Origin of the sequence: Streptomyces sp. NBC_01426 (assembly GCF_036231985.1) — a bacterium.
Taxonomy (GTDB): Bacteria; Actinomycetota; Actinomycetes; order Streptomycetales; family Streptomycetaceae; genus Streptomyces.
Window position 1 is genome coordinate 2,154,958 of sequence record NZ_CP109500.1, and the last position, 21,556, is coordinate 2,176,513.

The 21,556-nt window shown below is 73.5% G+C and carries 19 protein-coding genes; 5 read left to right on the forward strand and 14 right to left on the reverse strand.

Annotation, left to right across the window (positions count from 1 at the left end):
* Positions 1-185: 185 nt before the first annotated feature.
* Together OG906_RS09320 and OG906_RS09325 are read left to right on the forward strand one after the other, a co-directional pair.
* Positions 186-1,715, forward strand: coding sequence for a helix-turn-helix domain-containing protein (locus OG906_RS09320; protein ID WP_053684679.1), 1,530 nt, complete (start codon positions 186-188; stop codon positions 1,713-1,715).
* Positions 1,716-1,889: 174 nt separating this feature from the next.
* Positions 1,890-3,302 carry a cytochrome P450 gene (locus OG906_RS09325; protein ID WP_329441674.1) on the forward strand — a complete coding sequence of 471 codons (1,413 nt, stop codon included), beginning with the start codon at positions 1,890-1,892 and terminating at the stop codon, positions 3,300-3,302.
* A gap of 27 nt (positions 3,303-3,329) precedes the next feature.
* Here OG906_RS09325 and OG906_RS09330 read toward each other — a convergent pair whose 3' ends face one another.
* On the reverse strand, positions 3,330-4,778 hold the full coding sequence (locus tag OG906_RS09330; protein WP_385642084.1) for an MFS transporter: 1,449 nt from the start codon (positions 4,776-4,778) through the stop codon (positions 3,330-3,332).
* A 181-nt stretch (positions 4,779-4,959) separates the two neighbouring features.
* Between OG906_RS09330 and OG906_RS09335 the strand changes: the two genes are divergently transcribed.
* Positions 4,960-7,053 (forward strand): S9 family peptidase, encoded by a 2,094-nt coding sequence (locus OG906_RS09335; protein WP_329441676.1) that lies wholly within the window; start codon positions 4,960-4,962, stop codon positions 7,051-7,053.
* Between the two features lie 135 nt (positions 7,054-7,188).
* Here OG906_RS09335 and OG906_RS09340 read toward each other — a convergent pair whose 3' ends face one another.
* From OG906_RS09340 to OG906_RS09360, 5 genes are read right to left on the reverse strand one after another with little or no spacing between them, the layout of a single operon-like run.
* The gene (locus OG906_RS09340) at positions 7,189-8,199 is read right to left on the reverse strand and encodes an ABC transporter ATP-binding protein (protein WP_329441678.1); all 1,011 of its coding nucleotides are present in this window, start codon (positions 8,197-8,199) and stop codon (positions 7,189-7,191) included.
* The gene (locus tag OG906_RS09345) at positions 8,199-9,197 is read right to left on the reverse strand and encodes an ABC transporter ATP-binding protein (RefSeq protein ID WP_267801157.1); all 999 of its coding nucleotides are present in this window, start codon (positions 9,195-9,197) and stop codon (positions 8,199-8,201) included. Before OG906_RS09345 ends, OG906_RS09340 begins: the two co-directional genes overlap by 1 nt.
* Positions 9,197-10,183, reverse strand: a complete 987-nt coding sequence (locus OG906_RS09350) for an ABC transporter permease (protein WP_267801156.1) — start codon at positions 10,181-10,183, stop codon at positions 9,197-9,199. Before OG906_RS09350 ends, OG906_RS09345 begins: the two co-directional genes overlap by 1 nt.
* A complete protein-coding gene (locus OG906_RS09355) occupies positions 10,180-11,229 on the reverse strand; it encodes an ABC transporter permease (RefSeq protein ID WP_329441683.1) in 1,050 nt (349 codons plus the stop codon). Before OG906_RS09355 ends, OG906_RS09350 begins: the two co-directional genes overlap by 4 nt.
* A 32-nt stretch (positions 11,230-11,261) precedes the next feature.
* Positions 11,262-13,007, reverse strand: a complete 1,746-nt coding sequence (locus OG906_RS09360) for an ABC transporter substrate-binding protein (protein WP_329441685.1) — start codon at positions 13,005-13,007, stop codon at positions 11,262-11,264.
* 200 nt (positions 13,008-13,207) lie between these two features.
* On the opposite strand from OG906_RS09360, the gene OG906_RS09365 reads away from it, so the two are divergent.
* Together OG906_RS09365 and OG906_RS09370 are read left to right on the forward strand one after the other, a co-directional pair.
* The gene (locus OG906_RS09365; protein WP_329441687.1) at positions 13,208-13,480 is read left to right on the forward strand and encodes a DUF6400 family protein; all 273 of its coding nucleotides are present in this window, start codon (positions 13,208-13,210) and stop codon (positions 13,478-13,480) included.
* Positions 13,467-13,724, forward strand: coding sequence for a hypothetical protein (locus OG906_RS09370; protein WP_329441689.1), 258 nt, complete (start codon positions 13,467-13,469; stop codon positions 13,722-13,724). The genes OG906_RS09365 and OG906_RS09370 overlap by 14 nt, the downstream gene beginning before the upstream one ends.
* A gap of 119 nt (positions 13,725-13,843) precedes the next feature.
* Here the strand turns inward: OG906_RS09370 and OG906_RS09375 are convergent, their stop codons facing one another.
* The 8 genes from OG906_RS09375 to OG906_RS09410 all read right to left on the reverse strand — a co-directional run bounded on the left by OG906_RS09375 (position 13,844) and on the right by OG906_RS09410 (position 21,535).
* Positions 13,844-14,554, reverse strand: coding sequence for a GntR family transcriptional regulator (locus tag OG906_RS09375; protein ID WP_267801151.1), 711 nt, complete (start codon positions 14,552-14,554; stop codon positions 13,844-13,846).
* Positions 14,555-14,608: 54 nt separating this feature from the next.
* Positions 14,609-15,526: an ornithine cyclodeaminase family protein gene (locus OG906_RS09380; RefSeq protein ID WP_443067452.1), complete on the reverse strand. Its 918-nt coding sequence runs from the start codon at positions 15,524-15,526 to the stop codon at positions 14,609-14,611.
* A 23-nt stretch (positions 15,527-15,549) separates the two neighbouring features.
* Positions 15,550-16,587 carry a proline racemase family protein gene (locus tag OG906_RS09385; protein WP_329441694.1) on the reverse strand — a complete coding sequence of 346 codons (1,038 nt, stop codon included), beginning with the start codon at positions 16,585-16,587 and terminating at the stop codon, positions 15,550-15,552.
* Positions 16,584-17,588: a proline racemase family protein gene (locus tag OG906_RS09390; RefSeq protein WP_329441696.1), complete on the reverse strand. Its 1,005-nt coding sequence runs from the start codon at positions 17,586-17,588 to the stop codon at positions 16,584-16,586. Before OG906_RS09390 ends, OG906_RS09385 begins: the two co-directional genes overlap by 4 nt.
* Positions 17,589-17,605: 17 nt before the next feature.
* On the reverse strand, positions 17,606-18,523 hold the full coding sequence (locus OG906_RS09395; protein ID WP_329441697.1) for a dihydrodipicolinate synthase family protein: 918 nt from the start codon (positions 18,521-18,523) through the stop codon (positions 17,606-17,608).
* An 84-nt stretch (positions 18,524-18,607) separates the two neighbouring features.
* Positions 18,608-20,008 carry an FAD/NAD(P)-dependent oxidoreductase gene (locus OG906_RS09400; protein WP_329441699.1) on the reverse strand — a complete coding sequence of 467 codons (1,401 nt, stop codon included), beginning with the start codon at positions 20,006-20,008 and terminating at the stop codon, positions 18,608-18,610.
* Complete coding sequence (locus tag OG906_RS09405) at positions 19,989-20,315, reverse strand: (2Fe-2S)-binding protein (RefSeq protein ID WP_329447977.1); 327 nt, start codon at positions 20,313-20,315, stop codon at positions 19,989-19,991. Before OG906_RS09405 ends, OG906_RS09400 begins: the two co-directional genes overlap by 20 nt.
* A gap of 50 nt (positions 20,316-20,365) precedes the next feature.
* Entirely contained in the window at positions 20,366-21,535 is a 1,170-nt protein-coding gene (locus tag OG906_RS09410; protein ID WP_329441701.1) for an NAD(P)/FAD-dependent oxidoreductase, read from the reverse strand.
* Positions 21,536-21,556 lie beyond the last annotated feature (21 nt).

Consider the following 21,556-nt stretch of genomic DNA (forward strand, 5'->3'; position numbering starts at 1 on the left):
AGGGGGAACACACGGCACCCTCGTCCGCGACGGGGCGGGGGCGGCCCACACGGCCTCCCGGTTCGATCGTCGGACACCACGCGCACCACGCGCATCCCCACGCAGGGCCGCGATCTGACGGTCGGTAACACCCGTCTGCCGCACCCGACGCGATCACCATCTCATATCTGAGATACCGTGCACCCATGGCAGACGACTACCTCGTACGCATCGGCAAGCTCATCCGTGACGCCCGGCAACACCGTGGCTGGACACAGAGTCAACTTGCCGATGCTCTCGGCACCAGCCAGAGCGCCGTGAATCGGATCGAACGCGGCAATCAAAACATCAGCCTTGAGATGATCGCCCGAATCGGTGAAGCTCTGGACAGTGAGATCGTCTCTCTGGGCTACGCGGGACCGATGCACCTGCGGGTCGTCGGCGGACGGCGACTGTCCGGCGCCATCGACGTCAAGACGAGCAAGAACGCGTGTGTCGCGCTGTTGTGCGCCACGCTGCTCAACAAGGGTCGTACCGTGCTGCGGCGCGTGGCCCGCATCGAGGAGGTCTACCGCCTCCTGGAGGTCCTGAACTCCATCGGCGTGCGCACCCGCTGGATCAACGACGGCGTGGACCTGGAGATCGTCCCGCCGGCCCGCCTCGACATGGACGCCATGGACGCGGACGCGGCCCGCCGGACCCGGAGCATCATCATGTTCCTGGGCCCGCTGCTGCACCGGATGGACCACTTCAAGCTGCCCTACGCCGGCGGCTGCGACCTCGGCACCCGCACCATCGAGCCGCACATGATCGCCCTGCGCCGGTTCGGCCTGGACATCACCGCGACCGAGGGCATCTACCACGCGCAGGTCGAGGCCGGGGTCTCCCCCGACCGCCCGATCGTGCTGACCGAGCGCGGGGACACGGTCACCGAGAACGCGCTGCTGGCCGCCGCGCGCCACGACGGCGTCAGCGTCATCCGCAACGCCTCCTCCAACTACATGGTCCAGGACCTGTGCTTCTTCCTGGAGGCGCTCGGCGTCAAGGTCGAGGGCGTCGGCACCACCACCCTCACCGTCCACGGCGTCCCGAACATCGACGTGGACGTGGACTACTCCCCCTCCGAGGACCCGGTCGAGGCGATGAGCCTGCTGGCCGCCGCCGTGGTCACGGAGTCGGAGCTGACCATCCGCCGGGTCCCGATCGAGTTCATGGAGATCGAGCTCGCGGTCCTGGAGGAGATGGGCCTGGACCACGACCGCTCCGCCGAGTACACCGCCGACAACGGCCGAACCCGCCTGGTGGACCTGACGGTCCGCCCGTCGAAGCTCGAAGCCCCGATCGACAAGATCCACCCGATGCCGTTCCCCGGGCTGAACATCGACAACGTCCCCTTCTTCGCGGCCATCGCCGCCGTCGCGCAGGGCCAGACCCTGATCCACGACTGGGTGTACGACAACCGGGCGATCTACCTCACCGACCTCAACCGCCTCGGCGGCCGCCTCCAGCTGCTGGACCCGCACCGCGTCCTGGTGGAGGGGCCCACCCGCTGGCGGGCGGCGGAGATGATGTGCCCGCCGGCCCTGCGTCCGGCGGTGGTCGTCCTGCTGGCGATGATGGCCGCCGAGGGCACCTCGGTGCTGCGCAACGTCTACGTCATCAACCGCGGGTACGAGGAACTGGCCGAGCGCCTCAACTCCGTCGGCGCCCAGATCGAGATCTTCCGCGACATTTAACCCGTTCCGTCCGGCGGGCCGGGCACAAGCGGTCCGGGGCCCCCGTTCCTCCGTCGGTGGAGGAACGGGGGCTCCGCCGCGCCCTGGCCTGATGACGTGCGGGCCCTCGCCGTGACGGCCGGGGCCCGGCAGAATCGGGTGATCGTGAAGTCGTCGAGGGGGCGGGGGCCGACCATGGCTACGGACAGGATCGCGGACACCGGTGCGGACGCGGGTGCGGGAACGGCGCCTCCGGTGCTCTCCGGGCTCCCGCTGGTGGGGTCGCTGCCGGCCCTCAAGGCGGACTCGCTGGGCACCTACCTGCGCGCCCACCGCGAACAGGGCGACGTCGTACGGATCACCGCCGGTCCTCCCGGGCTGCGCGCCGAGCTGTACTGCGTCTTCTCCGCGGAGGGCGCCCAGCAGGTCCTGGCATCGGAATCGGCCAACTTCCGCAAGGACAACTCCTTCTACCAGGAGGTCCGGGAATCCTTCGGCAACGGCCTGCTGACCAGTCAGGACGAGGACTACCTGCGACAGCGCCGGCTGGTCCAGCCGCTGTTCACCCGGCGCCGGGTGGACGGCTACGCGCACGCGGTCGCCGCCGAGACCCTCTCGACGCTGACCTCCTGGGAGGAGGCCGCCGACGGGATCGTGGACGTCTGCGACGAAATGACGCACCTGGCCCTGCGCGCGGTGGCCCGGATCCTGTTCGGCGCGGACGTGGACGCCACCGTCGACGTGGTCGACAGGAGCTTCCCGATCATCACGGAGTACGTGCTGCGGCGCGGCTACTCCCCCGCCAACATCCCGCGCGGCTGGCCCACTCCGGGCAACCGGAGGGCCGCCGCCGCGATGGACGAGCTGTACGGGGTCTGCGACCGGATCATCGCGGAGCGTCGGCGCGCGGGCCTGGAGGGGGACGGGAGCGGGGAGGGGGAGGACCTGCTGACCCTGCTCGCCGCGGCGCAGAGTTCGGACGACGGGTCCTTCGACGCCGGCGAACTCCGTGACCAGGTACTGATCTTCCTGCTCGCGGGGCACGAGACGACCGCCACCTCCCTCGCCTTCGCCCTGCACCTGCTGGCCCTCCACCCCGATCTGCAGGCGCGGGCCCGCGAGGAGATCTCCCGCGTGCTCGGCGACCGTACGCCGGAGGCCGCCGACCTGGACCGGCTCCCGTACCTCACCCGGGTGCTCAAGGAGGCCATGCGGCTCTACCCCGCCGCGCCGGTGATCGGCCGCCGGGCCGTCGCCGCCACCGAGGTGGCGGGCCATGCGGTGCCGGCGGGCGCCGACGTGATCCTCGCGCCGTGGGTGACGCACCGGCACCCCGCCTACTGGCCCGACCCGGACCGCTTCGACCCCGAGCGCTTCACCGCGGAGGCGGAGGCCGCCCGGCCGCGCTACGCCTGGTTCCCCTTCGGCGGCGGCCCGCGCGCCTGCATCGGGCAGCACTTCTCGATGCTGGAATCGGTGCTCGCGCTGGCGATGGTCCTGCGGGAGTTCCGCTTCGAGGCTGTGGACGAGGAGGTGTCGGTGAGCGCCGGGATCACGCTGCGGACGCGGGGACCCATGCGCTGCCGGATCCGCAGGGTGGCCGGATAGCGGGTTCGACCAGGGGCGCGGCGGCGCTCAGACGGCCGTCGGGGTGTGTTTGCCCTGGAGTCGCTCCAGGTCCGAGGGGCGGACCTGGATGACGAAGAGCGCGATCAGCGCGGTGAGCAGGGTGAAGGCCGCCGCGGCCACGAACGCCGCGCTCACGCCCGAGGTGAGGACCTGGTCGCTCCAGGGTTTCGGGAACTGCTTCGTCCGGGCGAAGAACGCCTTCTGTTCCGGGGTGGCCGTGCCGAGGAAGGAGCCCACCTGGTCCTTGGCCTCGTTGCGGCTGGCCGTCCCGAAGACCGTGACCAGGATCGACAGGCCCAGCGAACCGCCCACCTGCTGCATGGCGTTCAGCAGTCCGGAGGCGGCGCCCGACTCCCGGTTGGGGACGTTGGAGAGCGCCATCAGTGTCAGGGAGACGAACTGCATGCCCATGCCGGCGCTGAACAGGAGCATCGGGCCCAGGATGCTGCCCAGGTACGTCGAGCCGACGTCGATCTGCGTCAGCCACGCCAGCCCGCCGGCCGCGGACAGCGAGCCGGTGACCATGAACGGCTTCGGCCCGTACCTGGGCAGGAGTTGGGAGGTGACCCCCGCCATCACCGCGATCATCGCGCTGACCGGCAGGAAGGCGAGGCCGGCCCGCAGGGGGCTGAAGCCCAGCACGTTCTGCACGAAGAGCGTCAGGAAGAAGAACATGCCGAAGATCGCGCAGGCGAAGAAGAGCATGATCGCGTAGGTTCCGGCCCGGTTGCGGTCGGCGAACATGTGCAGCGGGGTGATCGGCTGGGGCGAGCGCCGTTCGTTGGCGATGAACAGGGTCAACAGGACGACGGCCGCACCGAAGGAGCCCAGGGTCACCGGATCGGACCAGCCCTCCTGGGACGCGCTGATGAACCCGTAGACCAGCGCGACCATGCCGAAGGTCGACAGCAGGGCGCCGGCCAGGTCGAAGTGGCCGGAGTGGCGTTCGGACTCGCGGATGACCCGGGGCGTCACCACGGCGATGATCAGGGCGATCGGAACATTGACGAAGAGCACCCAGCGCCAGTTGAGCCATTCGACGAGGATGCCGCCGGCCAGCAGGCCGATGGCGCCGCCGCCGGCCGAGACGCCGGCGAACACGCCGAAGGCCCTGTTGCGTTCGGGGCCTTCGCGGAAGGTGCTGGTGATCAGTGCCAGGGCGGTCGGGGAGGCGATGGCCGCGCCGACGCCCTGGAGGGCCCGGGCGCCCATCAACTGCCCGGCGTTCTGCGCGAATCCGCCCAACAGCGAGGCGAGGCCGAAGAGCAGCACGCCGAACATGAACACGCGTCGGCGTCCGAGGATGTCGCCGGCTCGTCCGCCGAGGAGCAGCAGGCCGCCGAAGGTCAGCGTGTAGGCGTTGACGACCCAGGAGAGGCTCTCGGTGGAGAAGCCGAGGGCGGTCTGGATGTGCGGCAGCGCGATGTTCACGATGGTGATGTCGAGAACGACCATGAGCTGACACGAGGCGATCACGAGCAGCGCGAGCGTGTGCCCCCCGCTTCGGAGCCTGCCGTCGGTCCCGGCGCCGCCGGGCTGTTGGTTCGGGTCCACTGTTCGACGCTAAGCCCGGGTGCCGGGGGTCACCACTCGAACGGCCTAGTGGTGGTGATATTTCACATGTCACACTACGGCCATGGATGATCCTCTCCCCGCCCTCGATCCGTTCCTCGAACTCTCCGCGGCCACCGCCCGGTACACCCGCGGCGCCCCCCGCGCGTTCTCCTTCGGGGACGGCGGACGGCTCCTGTGGTTCCTCCGCTCGACGGGTCCCACCGACCCCGTCGACGGCCTGTGGGTCCTCGACACGACCACCGGCGCCGAGACCCTCCTGGCCGACCCGCGCGTCCTGTCCCCCGAGGGTTCCGCGGGATCGGGCGGGCTCCCCCTCGCCGAGCGTCGGCTGCGCGAACGCACCCGGCTCGTCGCCGCCGGCATCGGCTCCTTCGCGCTCTCCGGGGACGGCCTGCGCGCGGTCTTCGCCCTGTACGGGCGGCTGTACGAGGTCGGGTACGGGGAGCCCGGCGGCCCTCGGGAACTCCCCGCGGCCGGTCCCGCCTGGGACCCGCGCCCCGCCGCGGACGCCTCCCGGACCGCGTACGTCACCGGGGACGCCCTGTACGTCACCCCCGGCGGCCGGGTCAGCCCCGACGACGGTGCCCGCTGGGGAGTGGCCGAGTTCGCCGCCGCCGAGGAACTCGGCCGGTCCCGGGGGCACTGGTGGTCGCCCGACGGGGTCACCCTGCTCGCCGCCCGGGTCGACGAGTCCGCGCTCCCGAGGCGCTGGTTCACGGACCCGGAGCACCCGGAACGGCCGCCCGAGGACTTCGCGTACCCCGAGGCCGGCGGCCCCAACGCGGACGTCGCGCTGTGGGTCCTCCGGCCGGACGGCGGGCGCGTCCGGCTCGACTGGGACGCCGCCGCGTACCCCTACGTCTCGGACGCCGACTGGGCGTCGCCCGAGGAGATCCTGCTGACCGTCCAGGACCGGCTCCAGCGCGAGGTCCTGCTGCTCGGCGCGGACCCGGTGACCGGCCGTACCCGCGAGCTGTCCCGCACCACGCACCCCCGGTGGGTGGACCCGATGCTGCCCGGCACGCCCGACCGGCTGCCCGACGGGCGGATGCTGACCGCCGCCGACACCCCCGGCGGGGGCGCCCGCGCGCTCGCCGTCGACGGCAGGCTCCTCACCGGCGACACGCTCCAGGTCCGCCGGGTGGCCGGGGTCCACCGGGACCGGCTGCTGATCGAGGCCGGCGGGCAGGACCCCGCCGAACAGCGGGTGTTGCTGCTCGATCCCGCGACGGGCGAGGCGACCGCGGTCGCGGACGGCCCCGGGGTGCACTCCGTCCAGGCGTCCGCCGGCGCCCTGCTGCTCACCACCGCCGACGCCGACGGGATCCGGCGTACCCTGCGCACCGCGGACGGGCGGGAGTTCACCCCGGGCGACCTGTCCGCGCCGCTGCCCCACCGGGTGGTCCCGCGGCTGGAACGGGTCACCGAGCACGGCGTCCCCACCGCGCTGGTCCTGCCGCGCGGCCATGTGCCCGGCACCCGACTGCCCGTGCTCGTGGACGGCTACGGCGGCCCCTGCATGCAGGACGTCAGCGCGGAGCCGCGGCGCTGGCAGCACCGGCAGTGGTGGGCCGACCAGGGCTTCGCGGTGGTGACCATCGACAACAGGGGTACCGCGTACGTCTCGCCCGCCCACACCCACGCCGTGCACGGCGGGTTCTCCCGGGTCGTCCTGGACGACCAGGTCGCGGCGCTGCGGGCCCTCGGCGCACGCCACCGCGACCTCGACCTGACCCGGGTCGGGATCCGCGGCTGGTCCTTCGGCGGCTACCTCTCCGCCCTCGCGGTGCTGCGCCGCCCGGACGTCTTCCACGCGGCCGCCGCCGGGGCCGCCCCCACCGACTTCCGGCACTACGACACGGCGTACACCGAGCGCTACCTGGGGCTGCCCCAAGAGCACCCCGAGGCGTACGAGCGCGACTCGCTGATCGCGGACGCGCCGGGGCTCAGGCGTCCGCTGCTGCTGATCACCGGACTGGCCGACGACAACGTCCACCCGTCCCACACGCTGCGCCTGTCCCGGGCCCTGACGGACGCGGGTCGCCCGCACCGGCTGCTCGCGCTGCCGGGAGTCACCCACATGACTCCCGGAGGTGTCAGGGAGAGGGTGATGGCCCAGGAACTGGCTTTCTTCCGGGCCGAGTTGACACCGTGACGACCGGGCCGGCGCCGGCGCGGCCGTGACGGTCCTCGGGCCGGGCAGGCAAGGCATGGACGACAGGGGCGAAGGGCCCCGGAGCCGATCATGTCGGCTCCGGGGCCCTTCGTTCTCCCTTCCCTGGGATCCCCGTCAGTCACCCGGGAAGTGACAGGCCACCTCGCGCGAGGCGGCGGACCGGAGCACGGGCCTCTCCGCCCGGCAGATCTCCCGCGCCTTCGGACACCTCGGGTGGAAGGCGCAGCCGGGCGGCGGGGCGGCCGGGCTCGGCGGGTCGCCGAGCAGCACGATCCGCTCGCGCCGCCGCTCGGCGGCCGGGTCCGGCAGCGGCACCGCGGACAGCAGGGCCCGGGTGTAGGGGTGTTGGGGGTTCTCGTACAGGGCGCGCTTGTCGCCGATCTCGACGATCCGGCCCAGGTACATGACGGCGACCCGGTCGCTGATCCGCTTGACGACGGAGAGGTCGTGCGCGATGAACACGTACGCCAGGCCCAGCTCCGCGCGCAGCCGCTCCAACAGGTTGACGATCTGCGCCTGCACGGAGACGTCCAGGGCGGAGACGGGCTCGTCCGCGATGACCAACCGGGGGCCGGTGGCCAACGAGCGGGCTATCCCCACGCGTTGGGCCTGCCCGCCGGAGAACTCGTGCGGGTAGCGGTCGACGTGTTCGGGGACGAGGCCGACGAGTTCCATCAGCTCGACCGCCCTGCGCCGGGCGTCGCCCGCCGACCAGCCCTGCACGAGCAGCGGGTCGGAGATGATCCGGGCCACCGTCTGGCGGGGGTTGAGGGAGGAGTGCGGATCCTGGAACACCATCTGGAGGTTGCGCCGCAGGGGACGCAGCGCGCCCTGGGAGAGCCGGCTGATGTCCCGGCCGTCGAAGGTGACACGGCCGGAGGTGGGCTCCAGCAGCCGTACGAGCATCCGGCCGGTGGTGGATTTCCCGCAGCCCGACTCCCCCACCAGCCCGAGGGACTCGCCCGCCGCCAGGTCGAAGGAGACCCCGTCGACGGCGCGCACGGGCGCCCCCCGGCGCCCGGTCACCGACCGCCTGCCGGGGAAGGTCATGGTCAGGTCGCGTACGGACAGCAGGGTGTCCGCGGCGGTGTCCGACGGGGTGGGCGCGGTGGTCGGCGCGGCCATCAGGCCACCTCCTTCGTGTACCGGGTCCCGGCGTGGTGGCAGGCCACCGTCCGCCCGAGGGCGTGGGGCACGAGTTCCGGTCGTTCGTCCGTGCACAGCGCGGTGGCCATCGGGCAGCGCGGGGCGAAGGCGCAGCCCGGCGTAGGGGTCCCCGGCGAGGGCGGGGAGCCGGCGATGGCCCGCAGCGGGGCGTCGTCCGGGTCGTCGAGCCGGGGCAGCGAGTCCAGCAGCCCGCGCGTGTAGGGGTGGGCGGGGTCGGCGAACAGCGCGTCCACGCCGGCCCGTTCGGCGACCCGGCCGCCGTACATGACGAGCACCTCGTGGGCGACGCGGGCCACCACCCCCAGGTCGTGGGTGATCATCACGACGCCGAGGCCCCGGTCCTGCTGAAGCCGGGCGATCAGCTCCAGGATCTGGGCCTGCACCGTGACGTCGAGCGCGGTCGTCGGCTCGTCGGCGATCAGCAGGTCCGGTTCGCAGGCCAGGGCCATCGCGATCATGGCGCGCTGGCGCATGCCCCCGGAGAACTGGTGCGGGTACTCCCCCGCCCGTCGGGCCGGTTCGGGGATGCCGACCTCGCCGAGCATGTCGACCGCCCGTTTGCGGGCGGCGGCCCGCCCGGACCGCAGGTGCACGCGGACGTGCTCGGCGATCTGCTCACCGACGGTGTAGTACGGGTGCAGGCTGCTCAGCGGATCCTGGAAGATCATGGCCATCCGGCGGCCGCGGATCCGCGAGAGCCGCTTCTCGGACATCCCGGTGAGTTCCTCCCCGTCGAGGGCGACGGAGCCGCCGACCTCGGCGCCGCGGTGCAGGCCCATGACGGCGAGCGAGGTGACGGACTTGCCCGAGCCTGACTCCCCGACGATGCCGAGGGTGCGGCCGGCCTCGACGGTGAAGCCGAGCGAGTCGACGGCCCGTACGACCCCGCGCGGGGTGGTGAACGTGACGCGCAGGTCGCGGACTTCGAGCAGTGGTGGCGGTGCGGGTGCGTCCATCAGTACCTCACCCTCGGGTCGACGACGGCGTACAGGAGGTCCACGGCCAGATTGGCGAGGACGATGAAGAAGGCGGCGAGCAGGGTGACGCCGAGGACCACGGGCTGGTCGGAGCTGACGAGCGCCCCGTAGAACAGCCTCCCGACGCCGGGGAGTCCGAAGATGGACTCGGTGATGACGGCGCCGGCGAGGAGTCCGCCGAGGTCCATGCCGAAGATCGTGAGGATGGGGGTCATCCCGGAGCGCAGCCCGTGTTTGACCACGACGGTGCGTTCGGGCATCCCCTTGGCGCGGGCGGTGCGGATGTACGGTTCGGCCATCGCCTCGATCATCGAGCCCCGGCTCTGGCGGGCGTACATGGCGGCGTAGAGCAGGGCGAGCGCGGTCCAGGGCAGGAGCAGGTTGGAGGCCCAGCCGAGCGGGTCGTCGGCGAGGGCCCGGTAGGTCGGGTAGGGCAGCAGTCCGGCGACGCGGATGACCCCGAAGATCAGCATCACCGAGGTGAAGTAGACGGGCAGCGAGGCGGCGGCGACGGCGCCGACCATGAGCGTCCTGTCGGTGGCGGTGTCCTTGCGCAGGGCGGCGGTGACCCCGGCGCCGAGTCCGAGGACCAGCCACAGGACGGCCGCGCCGACGGCGAGGGAGGCGGAGACGGGGAGCCGGTCCATCAGCAGGTCCCAGACGGGCAGGGAGTTCTCGTACGAGTAGCCCAGGCAGGGGAAGTCGCAGCGGACGGCGTACTGGCCGGTGCCGAGGGTGCGGCCGGTGAAGATGCCGGTGAGGAAGTGGACGAAGCGACTCCAGACGGGCTGGTCGAGGCCGAGGTACTCGCGGACGTCGGCGAGTCGTTCGGGGCCGCAGGTCTTGCCGCAGGCCGCGGCGGCCGGGTCGGAGGGCAGGACCTGGAAGATGACGAAGGTGACGGCGGCGATGGCGAGGAGCACGCCCGCGAGGGCGAGCAGCCGGCGGGCCAGGTAGAGGATCACGTCCGTCCGCCCCTCGGGTCGAGGATGTCGCGCAGGGCGTCGCCGAGCAGGGTGAAGGCGAGGACCGCGAGGAAGAGGAAGACGCTCGGGATGACGAAGTACACGGGGTCGGTCTCGTAGTAGGTCACGGATTCGGCGATCATCTGGCCCCAGGACGGGGTGGGCGGGCGGACCCCGACGCCGAGGTAGCTCAGGGCGGCCTCGGTGCTGATCATTCCGGGGATCAGCAGGGTGGTGTAGGCGATGACCGGCCCGGCGACGCCCGGGAGGACGTCGCGGGTCAGGATGCGCCAGGAGCCGGCGCCGGCGACGCGGGCGGCGTCCACGTACTCGCGGTGCTTGAGGGAGAGGGTCTGGCCCCGGACCACGCGGGCGACGCCGGGCCAGCCGAAGAGGCCGATGACGGCGGTCATGAGCACGATCCGGTTGACGTCCTTGGCCACCGAGAGCGTGGCGATCATGAAGATCAGGGACGGGAAGGACATGGTGAGGTCCATCAGGCGGGAGAGCACCGCGTCGACGCGGCCGCCGAAGTAGCCGGCGGCGATCCCGGCGGCCGTGCCGACGGCCACCACGATGGCGGTGGCGGCGAAGGCGATCAGCAGGGAGACCTGGGCGCCGGCCACGACGCGGGCGAACAGGTCGCGGCCGGTGACGGGTTCGACGCCCAGCCAGTGCGCAGAGCCGATCCCCCCGAAGGAGCCGAGGGGTTGGCCCGCGAGGTAGGGGTCGATGGCGGACTTGTCGAACTCGTTCGGGGACCAGCCGCCGAGCGCGCCCAGCCAGGGGGCGCCGACGGCCATCAGGACGAAGAGGAGGACGACGCAGAGGCTGACGCGGACGGTGGGACGACGACGGAGTTCGCGACGGGCGAGCTGCCAGGGGCTGCTGCCCGGGGGAACGGTCCTGGCCGGCGGCGCGGTTGCCGCGGCCGCGGCGGGTCGGGATGCGGCGGGGCCGGGGTCGGTGGGCAGGGAGGCGGCGGGTTGGGAGGCGGCGGGTTGGGAGGCGGTGGGTTGGGAGGCGGTGGCTCGGTTGTCGGTCATGGCTCGACGGGCTTCCGGGTGTCCGTCGGGCCTCAACCTCGGCTCTTGGAGGGGTCCTTGAGGCCGATCGCGGCGTAGTCGACGGTGCCGGTCCACACCGGGTGGCCGAAGGCGCCCGCGATGTTGGTGCCGATGAGCAGGGGCTTGCGTTCCAGCAGGACCGGGACGGAGGGGGACTTCTTCATGATCTCCGCGTCGAGTGCGATCCAGGCCCGTTCGGCCTGCCCGGCGTCGGCCATGGCGTTGATCTCGTCGATCCGCTTCGTCGTCGCCTCGTCGCGGAACTGGCTGTAGTTGCCCTGGTTGCCCTTCTCCTTGACGGTGCGTCCGTCGAAGACGAAGGGGATCCAGGTGGAACCGGAGGGGTAGTCGGGGCACCAGCCCGCGAGGGTCATGTCGGGGGTGGTGGAGAGGTCGCCGATGACGTCGTAGTACGCGCCCGGGTCGATCGTGTCGATGACGACCTCGACCCCCGCCCGGGACAGGCCCTGTTGGATGGCCTCGGCCTTGCCCTTGTCGCCGGTGGAGACGGCGAAGGACACCTTCAGCTTCTCCTTGCCCGCGGCCTTGAGGAGTTCCTTGGCCTTGGCCGGGTCGCCGGCGGGCGGGATCTTGAGGGTGTCGGCCTGCCGGCCGCCGGAGAGGGCCGGGGGCAGGTAGGCGGTGGCCACCTCGTTGAGGGCGGGGCCGCCTCCGGCCGTGACCACGGCCTCCTTGTCGACCGCGTACTGCATGGCCTCGCGGACCCGGGGGTCGTCGAAGGGGGCGCGGGAGTTGTTGAGGTGGAGCATCTCCGTACAGCCCTGGGACTCGGCGAGCAGTCGGGCCTTGACGTCCGCCTTCGGCAGGACCTTGGGCGCGCTCTCGGGCCGCATGTCGGAGTACTGGACGGCGGAGGCGTCCGCCCCCTCCCCGGCGATGATGCGGTCGTCGATCTGGCCGCCCTTGAGGCCCATGACGACGACGAAGCGGTCGGGGTAGGCCTTGCGGACGGTGTCGGTGCGGGCGTCCCAGTGCTCGTTGCGGACCAGGACCAGCTTCTTGTCCCGGTCGTACGACTCGATCTTGTAGGGGCCGGAGGAGAAGGGGCGGGCGTCGTAGCGGGTGCCCGTCTCCTTGGCCTGCGGGACCGGCGCGAAGGTCGGCAGGGTGGCGGTGGCGGAGAAGTCGGCGACCGGGCGCCTGAGTTGGAAGACGACCGTGCGGTCGTCGGGCGTCTTGATCGAGTCGAGGTGCTGCCCCTGGAGCGGGCCCTTGTAGCTCTCGCCGCCGGCCAGGTACTGGGCGGCGTAGTCGGGTCCGCCGGTCAGGTCGGGGGCGAAGGAGCGCTCGACGTTGTACTTGACGTCCTGGGCCCGGACGGGGGTTCCGTCCTCGTACTTGACGCCTTCCTTGAGGGTGAAGGTCCAGGTTCTGCCGCCGTCGGACGGGGTGCCGAGGTCGGTCGCGAGGTCGGGGACCAACTCGCTGCCGGCCTTGCCGGGTTCGGCCTTGAAGGTGACGAGCGTGCGGTAGAGCAGGCGGGTGCCGAAGTCCATGGTCGGCATCGTCCAGTTGCGGGCCGGGTCGAGGTGGGAGAAGTCCTGGTTGGACAGGACGGTCAGGGTGCCGCCCTTGGTCGGGGTGCCGCCGAGCGTCCTGCCCTCGTTGGCGGCGGCGGGGTTGGCGGCGGGGCCGCCGGCGGACCCCTTGCCGCCGGCGTCGGAGCAACCCGAGGCGCCGACGGCGAGTGCCGCCACCAGAGCGGTGGCGAGGGCGAGTTGGGTGCGCTGGGTCATGGTCACTCCAGTGAGGGGCGCTCTACGGTGTGACCGGTAACATAGTAATGTGAAATTGCACTGACAAGGGTTCCGTCACGCCGTTACCCAGCCGTGTTCAAAAGGTGTCGACGACAGACCGCCGAGGGGGCCGCCGACCCGCTGTGACATGCCCCACCCCCTCTTGCCGCGAGAAGGAAGGGTTACCTAAGTTCGACCGTATGCCCCCACATGACCCCACCCCCTCCACCGGCCCGGCCGACCCGGCGCTCGTCGGGTTCGACGTCGACCTCACCGCGCACGAGGTGCTCCGCCGGGCGCACGTCCTGGACGCCCTCGGCGACGACTGGGATCCCGTCGAGGTGCTCCGCGGCGAGGAAGCGGCGTACGACCTGCTGTACTCCGGCCTCGACGAGGAGCAGCAGCGCGTGCACGACCGGCTCGTCGCGGCCGGCGTGCTCTCCCCGCGCGGGGGCGGCCGTGCTGCCGCTTGACCCGCAGGCGGATCCCGGGCGCCGCGCCTGGGTGCCCTGCCCGAGCTGCGCGGACGACCGCGACTGCGTGCCGTGCGGGGAGCGGCGGACGTGTTCCGCCCACTGGCGCTACCTGCTCTCCAACAACGGGAGCCTGCTCCACCTCCAGTGCCCGGCCTGCACCCACGTCTGGGCTCATGAGAGCGGCTTCGGCGCGACCCGTTCCCTGTGGAGCCGCGTCACCGGCGGCGGCTCCCGCCTCTGATCCCGCGGGCCGGAAGCACCGGACCGCACGGGGGTCGACCGGACGCGGCCGGACCACGCGGGGCCGGGCCACGCGGGGCCGGGCGACACGGAGCGGCCCCGTGCGCGTGCGGGGCGGTGTCAGACGCCGGAGCCGAGCCGGCCCGGCGTGCGTCCCACCGGCTCGTCGCGGCCCTGCGCCCAGAGGGAACGCACGTGGCCGAGGTGGCGGACCATGCACGCCTGGGCGGCCTCGGCGTCACCGCTGATCATGAGGTCGAGCAGTTCGATGTGCTCCTCGGCGGAGGAGACCAGCTTCCCGGCCTCGTCCAGGCCGGTCAGGCCGTAGAGGCGGGAACGCTTGCGCAGGTCGCCGACCGTCTCGACGAGCCGGTCGTTGCCGGCGAGGGCCAGCAGGCCCAGGTGGAAGCGGCGGTCCGCTTCCAGGTAGCCGATGAGGTTGTGCTCCCGGGCGCTGGTGACGATCTCCAACGCGACGGGGCGCAGCGCCTCCAGTTGCTCGGCGGTGGCGATCTCGGTGATCCGGCCGATGGTCGGCACCTCGATCATGGTGCGCAGTTCGGTGTACTGGTCCAGGTCGCGTTCGCTGACCTCGGTGATGCGGAAGCCCTTGTTGCGGACGGGTTCCACCAGTCCCTCGCGGGCCAGGTCGAGCATGGCCTCGCGCACCGGGGTGGCCGAGACGCCGAGCTCGGCGGCGAGGCCGGGGGCGGAGTACACGCTGCCGGGGCGCAGTTCGCCCGCGATCAGGGCGGCTCGCAGGGCATGGCCGACCTGGTCCCGGAGTCGTTCCTGGGCCTTGATGAGACTGTGCTGCTTCAGGTCACCCATTGCGTTTCCTCCGAGACCACTACACCAGCGGCGAGCAGAGGCCAGCGTACAATGTCACGTTGCGCCGCTTGCCCCGGCGGCCCGGAACAGGGCGGCCGCCACGGCAAGATCCTCCCAGGCCATGCCCACGCTCTTGAAGAGTCGCGGGGAATCCGCCCGCCCCGGCGGCGGGACGCGTCCCGCGACCAGGTCGGCCAGGGTGCCCGCGACGTGCCCGGGCCCGAGGAGGCCTTCCGCCTCCGGGACCAGCAGGTCGCCCGCCTCGCGCAGGGCCGCCGACCGCGCCTCCACGTACACGACCGCGCGCCGCACGAGGGCGCTGTCGGTCTCCCGGGCGTCCGGCTCGTGGGAGCCCACGGCGACGACGGTGGCGCCCGGGGCGACGAGCCGGCCGTCAAAGAGGGGCGCGCGGGCCGTGGTGCAGCAGACGATCAGGTCGGCCTCCGCCACCGCCGACGCCGTGCCCGTCCGGGCCGCGGCCCCGAGGGCGCGGGCGTGCGCGGCCAGTCTCGCGGCGCCGGCCGGGTCCCGGGCCACCACCACGACGTCCGCCACCTCCCGTTCGGCGAGGACGGCTTCGAGGTGTCCGTACGCCTGCGGACCCGACCCGAAGAGGACCATGCGCGCCGGCCGGTCCCCCGGGGCGAGGTACCGCAGCGCGAGCGCCGACACCGCCGGGGTGCGCAGTGCGGTCAGGGCGGCCCCGTCGAAGAGGGCGAGCGGGCGCAGTGTGGGCCCGTCGAGGAGCAGGTACGAGCCGGTGATCCGGGGCAGGTCGCGCGCGGGGTTCCCGGGCGCCACCCCGGCGATCTTCACGCCGGCGTACCCCCCGAACGCGGCCGGCATCAGCAGCAGTTCCCCGCCGGGCACGGGCAGGGCGGTGCGGTGCGGGCAGGTCTCGGGGTCGAGCCCGGCCCGCAGCGCGTCGGCCAGGGCGTCCGCCGCCGCGGCGGGTGTGAGCAGCGCGGTCATCCGCGCGGCGGACCACTGGGGGATCACAGCAGGAACCCGGTGCCCAGGTCGTCGTGCGGGTCGACGGTGAAGGTGTGTTCGCCGGTGCGGTGGGCGGTGCCGGTGACCTCGGTGACGGGGGCGTCGGGGGCGGTCCCGGGCACGAGCCGGCCGGTGAACAGCGTTCCCAGGACCGATTCGTGCAGCAGTTCCTCCCCCGGGCCCAGCCGACCGTCCTCGGCCAGCAGTGCGAGCCGGGCCGAGGTCCCGGAGCCGCAGGGCGAGCGGTCGACCTGCCCGTCGGCGAAGACGGTGACGTTGCGCTGGTGCGGCCCTCGGGGGGTGTCCGGCAGCTCCTCGTGGAGGATCACCCCGTACACCCCGGAGAGCAGTGGTCCGTCGGGGTGCCAGGTCCCGGGGTGGGTGGCGAGGGCGGCCCTGATCTCCCGTCCGGCGCGGACCAGTTCGGGCAGCGCGGCGCGGGAGACGTCCAGCCCGAGGTCGCCCGCCCGGACGGAGGCGTAGCAGGCGCCGGCGTGCGCGAGGTCCACCTCGACCGGACCCAGGGTGGTCGCCACCGGGACCTTGCGGGCGCCGATCCGGGCCGGGACGTTGCGGAAGGTGATCCCGGTGGTGCGGCCCGCCTCCCGGTGCACGGTGACGGCGACGCGTCCGGAGGGCACGTCGATGCGGACGTGCGCGTCACCGGTGTCCGGGGCGGGGACCAGGCCGCTGTCCACGGCCCAGGCGCCGAGGGCCATCGCGCCGTGCCCGCAGGCCGTGGAGTAGCCGTCCTTGTGCCAGAACAGCACCCCGAAGTGGGCGCCGTCGTCGTCCGGGGGCACGACGAACCCGCCGTACATGCCCGCGTGTCCGCGCGGTTCCCGCACCAGCAGGCGCCGTACGTCGTCCAGCGCGCCCCGGCGTGGGGCCGTCCCGGAGCCGCCGGGCCCGATGGCGGTGGCGCAGCGCTCGGCGACGCTGTCGCCGGGGATCGGCGGGAGGCCGTCGCGGACGATCCGGAAGGGTTCGCCGGCGGTGTGGTAGTCGACGGCGTGGACCGGGCGGGGCGCGGTGGTCACAGGAGGAACCCTCCGGGGAAGGGGTCGGACGGGTCGAGGAAGTACTGGGCGGTGCCCGTGATCCACGCCCGTCCGGTGACGGTGGGGACGACCGCCGGGAGTCCGCCGACCGTGCTCTCCCCGATCAGTCGGCCGGTGAACTCGGTTCCGATGAAGGACTCGTTGACGAAGTCCGCGCCCTGCTCCAGCAGGCCGCGGGCGTGCAGTTGGGCCATGCGCGCGCTGGTGCCCGTACCGCAGGGCGAACGGTCGAACCAGCCGGGGTGGATGGCCATGGCGTGCCGGGAGCGGCGGGCGTCGGATCCGGGGGCGGCGAGGTAGACGTGTTTGACGCCGGCGATGGAGGGGTCCTCGGGGTGGACGGGCCGGTCGTCCGAGGCGTTGACGGCGTCCATGACGGCGAGCCCGGCGGCGAGCAGTTCGTCGCCGCGGGCGCGGTCGAAGGGGAGCCCGAGGGCGTCGAGTTCGACGAAGGCGTAGAAGTTGCCCCCGTAGGCGAGGTCGTGGGTGACGGTGCCGAAGCCGGGGACCTCGACCTTGCGGTCGAGGCCGACGGCGAAGGCGGGGACGTTGGTGAAGGTGGCGCGGAGGGCGGCGCCGTCCTCGACCAGGACGTCCACGCTCACCAGTCCGGCCGGGGTGTCGAGGCGGACGGTGGTGACCGGTTCGACGACCGGCACCATGCCGGTCTCGACCAGCACCGTGGCCACCCCGATGGTGCCGTGTCCGCACATGGGGAGCAGGCCCGACACCTCGATGTAGAGCACGCCGAAGTCGGCGTCGGGTCGGGTGGGGGGTTGCAGGATCGCGCCACTCATCGCGGAGTGGCCGCGCGGCTCGTACATGAGCAGCGTGCGGACGTGGTCGAGGTGCTCGATGAAGTGCAGCCGTTTCTGCGCCATCGTGGCTCCGGGGATCACCCCGACCCCGCCGGTGATCACCCGGGTCGGCATGCCCTCGGTGTGCGAATCGACCGCGTGGTAGATGTGTCGCGTACGCATGGGGACTCCCCCGGGGGCTAGTTGAGGCCTTCGGCGAGGGCCTTCTCGGTGGCGGCACGGACCGCCGCCTCGGTCTCGCCGGTCAGCGGGAACCGGGGCGGGCGGGTGGCGCCGCCGGGGCGCCCGGTCAGGTCCATGGAGAGCTTGATGGCCTGGACGAACTCCGTCTTGGAGTCCCAACGCAGCAGGCTGTGCAGGGACTTGTAGAGCGGCAGCGCGGTGTCGAGGTCGCCCGCGACGGCGGCCCGGTAGAGGGTGGCGCAGGCGCGCGGCAGGGCGTTGGGGTAGCCGGCGATCCAGCCGACGGCTCCGGCGAGGGCGAGTTCGAGGAGCACGTCGTCGGCCCCGACGAGCAGGTCGAGGCCGGGGGCGAGTTCCGCGATCTCGTAGGCGCGGCGGACGTCGCCGGAGAACTCCTTGACGGCGACGATGCTGCCGTCGGCGTGCAGCCGGGCCAGCAGGGCCGGGGTCAGGTCCACCTTCGTGTCGATGGGGTTGTTGTAGGCCACGACGGGCAGGCCCGCGCCGGCGACCTGCGCGTAGTGGTCCCGTACGGCCCGCTCGTCGGCGCGGAAGGCGTTGGGGGGCAGCAGCAGCACGGAGCCCGCGCCCGCCTCGGCGGCCTGGTCGGCCCAGCGGCGGGCCTCGGCGCTGCCGTAGGCGGCGACGCCGGGCATGACCCGCTCGCCGTCGCCGGCCGCCTCGACGGCCGTGCGGACGACCCGGGCCCGCTCCTCGTCGGTGAGGGTCTGGTACTCCCCGAGGGAGCCGTTGGGGACGACGCCGTCGCAGCCGTTGGCGATCAGCCAGGCCACGTGTTCGGCGTAGGCGTCGTGGTCGACGGTCAGGTCGTCGCGCAGCGGCAGTGCGGTGGCGACCATGATTCCGTGCCAGGGGCGGGTGCGGGCGGGCGCGGGGGTGTGCGCGTGGGTCATGAGAGCTCCCTAGAGTGGTGTGTGACATTTTACTAGTGGGCGCAGGAAGCCCACAAGGGTCCCGGGATCCCGGATCGGGGTCGATCAGCTTTCCTCGGCGGGCAGTTCGGCGAGCCGGCGCAGCGGGACCGGGCAGGACAGCGGCCTGCGGTCCGGGTCCGGGTCCCGCCCCGCGAGGGCGGCGACGGCCGGGCCGCACATCCGGCCCTGGCACCAGCCCATCCCCGCCCGGGTGAGCAGTTTGACGGTACGGGCGTCCCGCGCGCCCAGGTCGCGCACCGCCTCGCGGATCCGGCCCGCGGGGACCTCCTCGCAGCGGCACACCTCGGTGTCCTCCCGCAGCCAGCCGGGCCACCCCGCCCCCGGGCGGTGGGCCGCGCCCATCGCCCCGGCGAACGCGCGGAGCCGGGCGCGGCGTCGGACGAGCACGGCGGGGGCGGCCCGGCCGGCGATCGTGTGGGCCGCGATCTCCCCTTCCACCAGGGCCAGTCGGGCGCCGCCGATGCCCCCGGTCTCCCCCGCCGACCAGACGCCGGGCACGGAGGTCCGCTGACGCGCGTCCACCTCCAGGGCGACGGCTCCGTCGGCCCCGAGTCGGGTGGCGCAGCCCAGGCCGGTGGCCAGTTCCAGTTGCGGCACCAGCCCGTGGCCCACGGCGACGGCGTCGCAGGGGACGCGGCGGGCGGTGCCGGGCACCGGCCGCCACTGCCGGTCGAGTCGGGCCACGGTCACCGCCTCGACCCGGTCGCTGCCGTGGGCCTCGGTGACGGCGTGCCGGGTAAGCAGCCGGATCCCGTGCCGCAGCAGGGCCCCGCCGTACGTGGCGGCCTCGCCGAGCTTGCCGGGGTTGCGCAACAGGGCGGGGAGCCGGCCGGCGTACGCGGTGTACGCGGCGGCCTCCACCACCGCCGGCACGGTGGCGCCGGCCGCCGCGAGGGACCCGGCCACGGCGAGCAGCAGCGGCCCGCTCCCGGCGACGACGATCCGCCGGCCCGGCAGCACGAGCCCGCCCTTGAGCATGGCCTGCGCACCGCCGGCGCCGATCACCCCGGGCAGCGTCCAGCCCGGGAAGGGCAGGTTCCGCTCGAAGGCGCCGGTGGCGAGGAGCACGGCGCGGGCCCGTACGGCGACGGCCTCCTCCTCGGGGCCGGCGACGGCGTGCAGCAGCAGTTCGGCGCCGGCCGGGACGACGGTCCACACGTGGTGGAGCGGGAGGTGGGTGATCCGACCCGCCGACGCGTGGGCGCGCAGGGCGGCTTCGCGGGAGGCGAAGGCGGCCCAGTCGTGGTGCAGGACCTCGGGGCGGGCCGCGCCGAGGGCGGGCGCGGGACGCCGGTAGTACTGGCCGCCCGGCCGCTCCCCCGCGTCCAGCAGGGCGACGCGCAGCCCGAGGTCGGCGGCCGTGACGGCGGCGGCGAGCCCGGCGGGGCCCGCTCCGACGACGGCGAGGTCGCACGGCACGCCGTCAGACGCCGAGTTCGGCACGGCCGGTCCCTTCCTGGGTGGTGACGGTGTCCCCGGGGCGGGCCGGGGTCAGGCAGGCGCGCCGGTTCGGGCGCCCGTTGACGGTGACGAGACAGTCGTGGCAGCTCCCGATCCCGCAGAACACCCCGCGCGGCGCGCCGTTCTCGCGGGTGGTGCGCCAGGCGAGGACGCCCGCGCCCCAGAGGGCTGCGGCGATGCTCTGGCCCGCGCTCGCGGGCAGTTCGCGGCCGTCGAAGCGCAGGACGTACGTGGCCCGGGGCGCGCCGCCGACCAGGTCGCGGGGTGACCGGGCGGGGCCGCGGAGCAGCCGGCGCAGGGAGCGCCGCGGCGGGCGGTCCGGGTCGGTGGGGCCGTTCGTCACCTGGTCTCCTTCGGTTCGCCGGCGGCCGGGGGGCCGAACCGGTCCGGGCGGAACGGACGTGGGTCCAGCGGGGGTTCGGTCCCGGTCAGGGCCGCGGCGATCAGCAGCCCGGTGGCCGGCGCCAGGCCGATGCCGGCGCCCTCGTGGCCGCAGGCGTGCAGCAGCCCGGGGGCCCGGGGGTCGGGGCCGATCGCCGGGAGGTGGTCGGGCAGGTAGGGCCGGAAGCCGTGGTAGGTCCGCAGCACCCGTACGTCGGCCAGTACCGGGAACAGCGCGGCCGCCTGTGCGGCGAGCCGGCGCAGCGCCCGCGTGGACAGGCCCCGGTCGAAGCCGACCCGCTCCCGGGTCGCCCCGATGAGCACCGGCCCCGAAGGAGTGCCCTCGACGACCGCCGAGGACTGGAGGGCGGCGGAGCCGCTGGCCACGTCCGCGATGTAGTCGGCGGCGTACACCTTGTGCCGGACCACCCTCGGCAGCGGCTCGGTCACCAGGACGAAACCGCGGCGCGGCAGCACCGGCAGGGTGGTCCCGGCGAGTTCGGCGATCCTCCCGCCCCAGGTGCCGGCGGCGTTGACGACGGCCGGCGCCCGCAGCTCCCGGCGGCCGGTGCGCACCCCGCACACCCGGCCGCCCTCCGTGAGCAGCCCGGTGACCTCCTCCCCGAGGTGGATCCGGGCGCCGGAGGCGGCGAGCAGTCGCGCCGCCGCCTGCGCGGGGTGGACCTGGGCGTCCTGCGGATAGTGGAAGCCGCCCGCCTGACCCGGGGCCAGGTGGGGTTCCAGCTCGCGCAGTTCCCGCGGGCCCACCTCGACGGCGTCGACGCCCGCGCCGCGCTGGCCCTCGGCGAAGGCGCGCAGCGCTTTCAGCGTGGTGTCGTCCGGTGCGACGACCAGCCCGCCCTTGGCCTCGTACTCCACGGCGTGCGGGAGGACCTCGGCGAGTTCGCGCCACAGCCTCGCCGACAGCAGGGCCAGGTCGAGTTCGGGCCCGGCCTCCTTGTCGGAGACGAGCAGGTTGCCCTCGCCGGCGCCGGTGGTGCCGCCGGCCACGGGGCCGCGGTCCACGACGGCCACGGAGAGTCCGGCGCGGCCGGCGTGGTACGCGCACGCGGCGCCGACGACGCCGGCGCCGATGACGACGACGTCCAGGGAGTGTCTCTGGGGCACGGCAGTAATATGTCACATTCT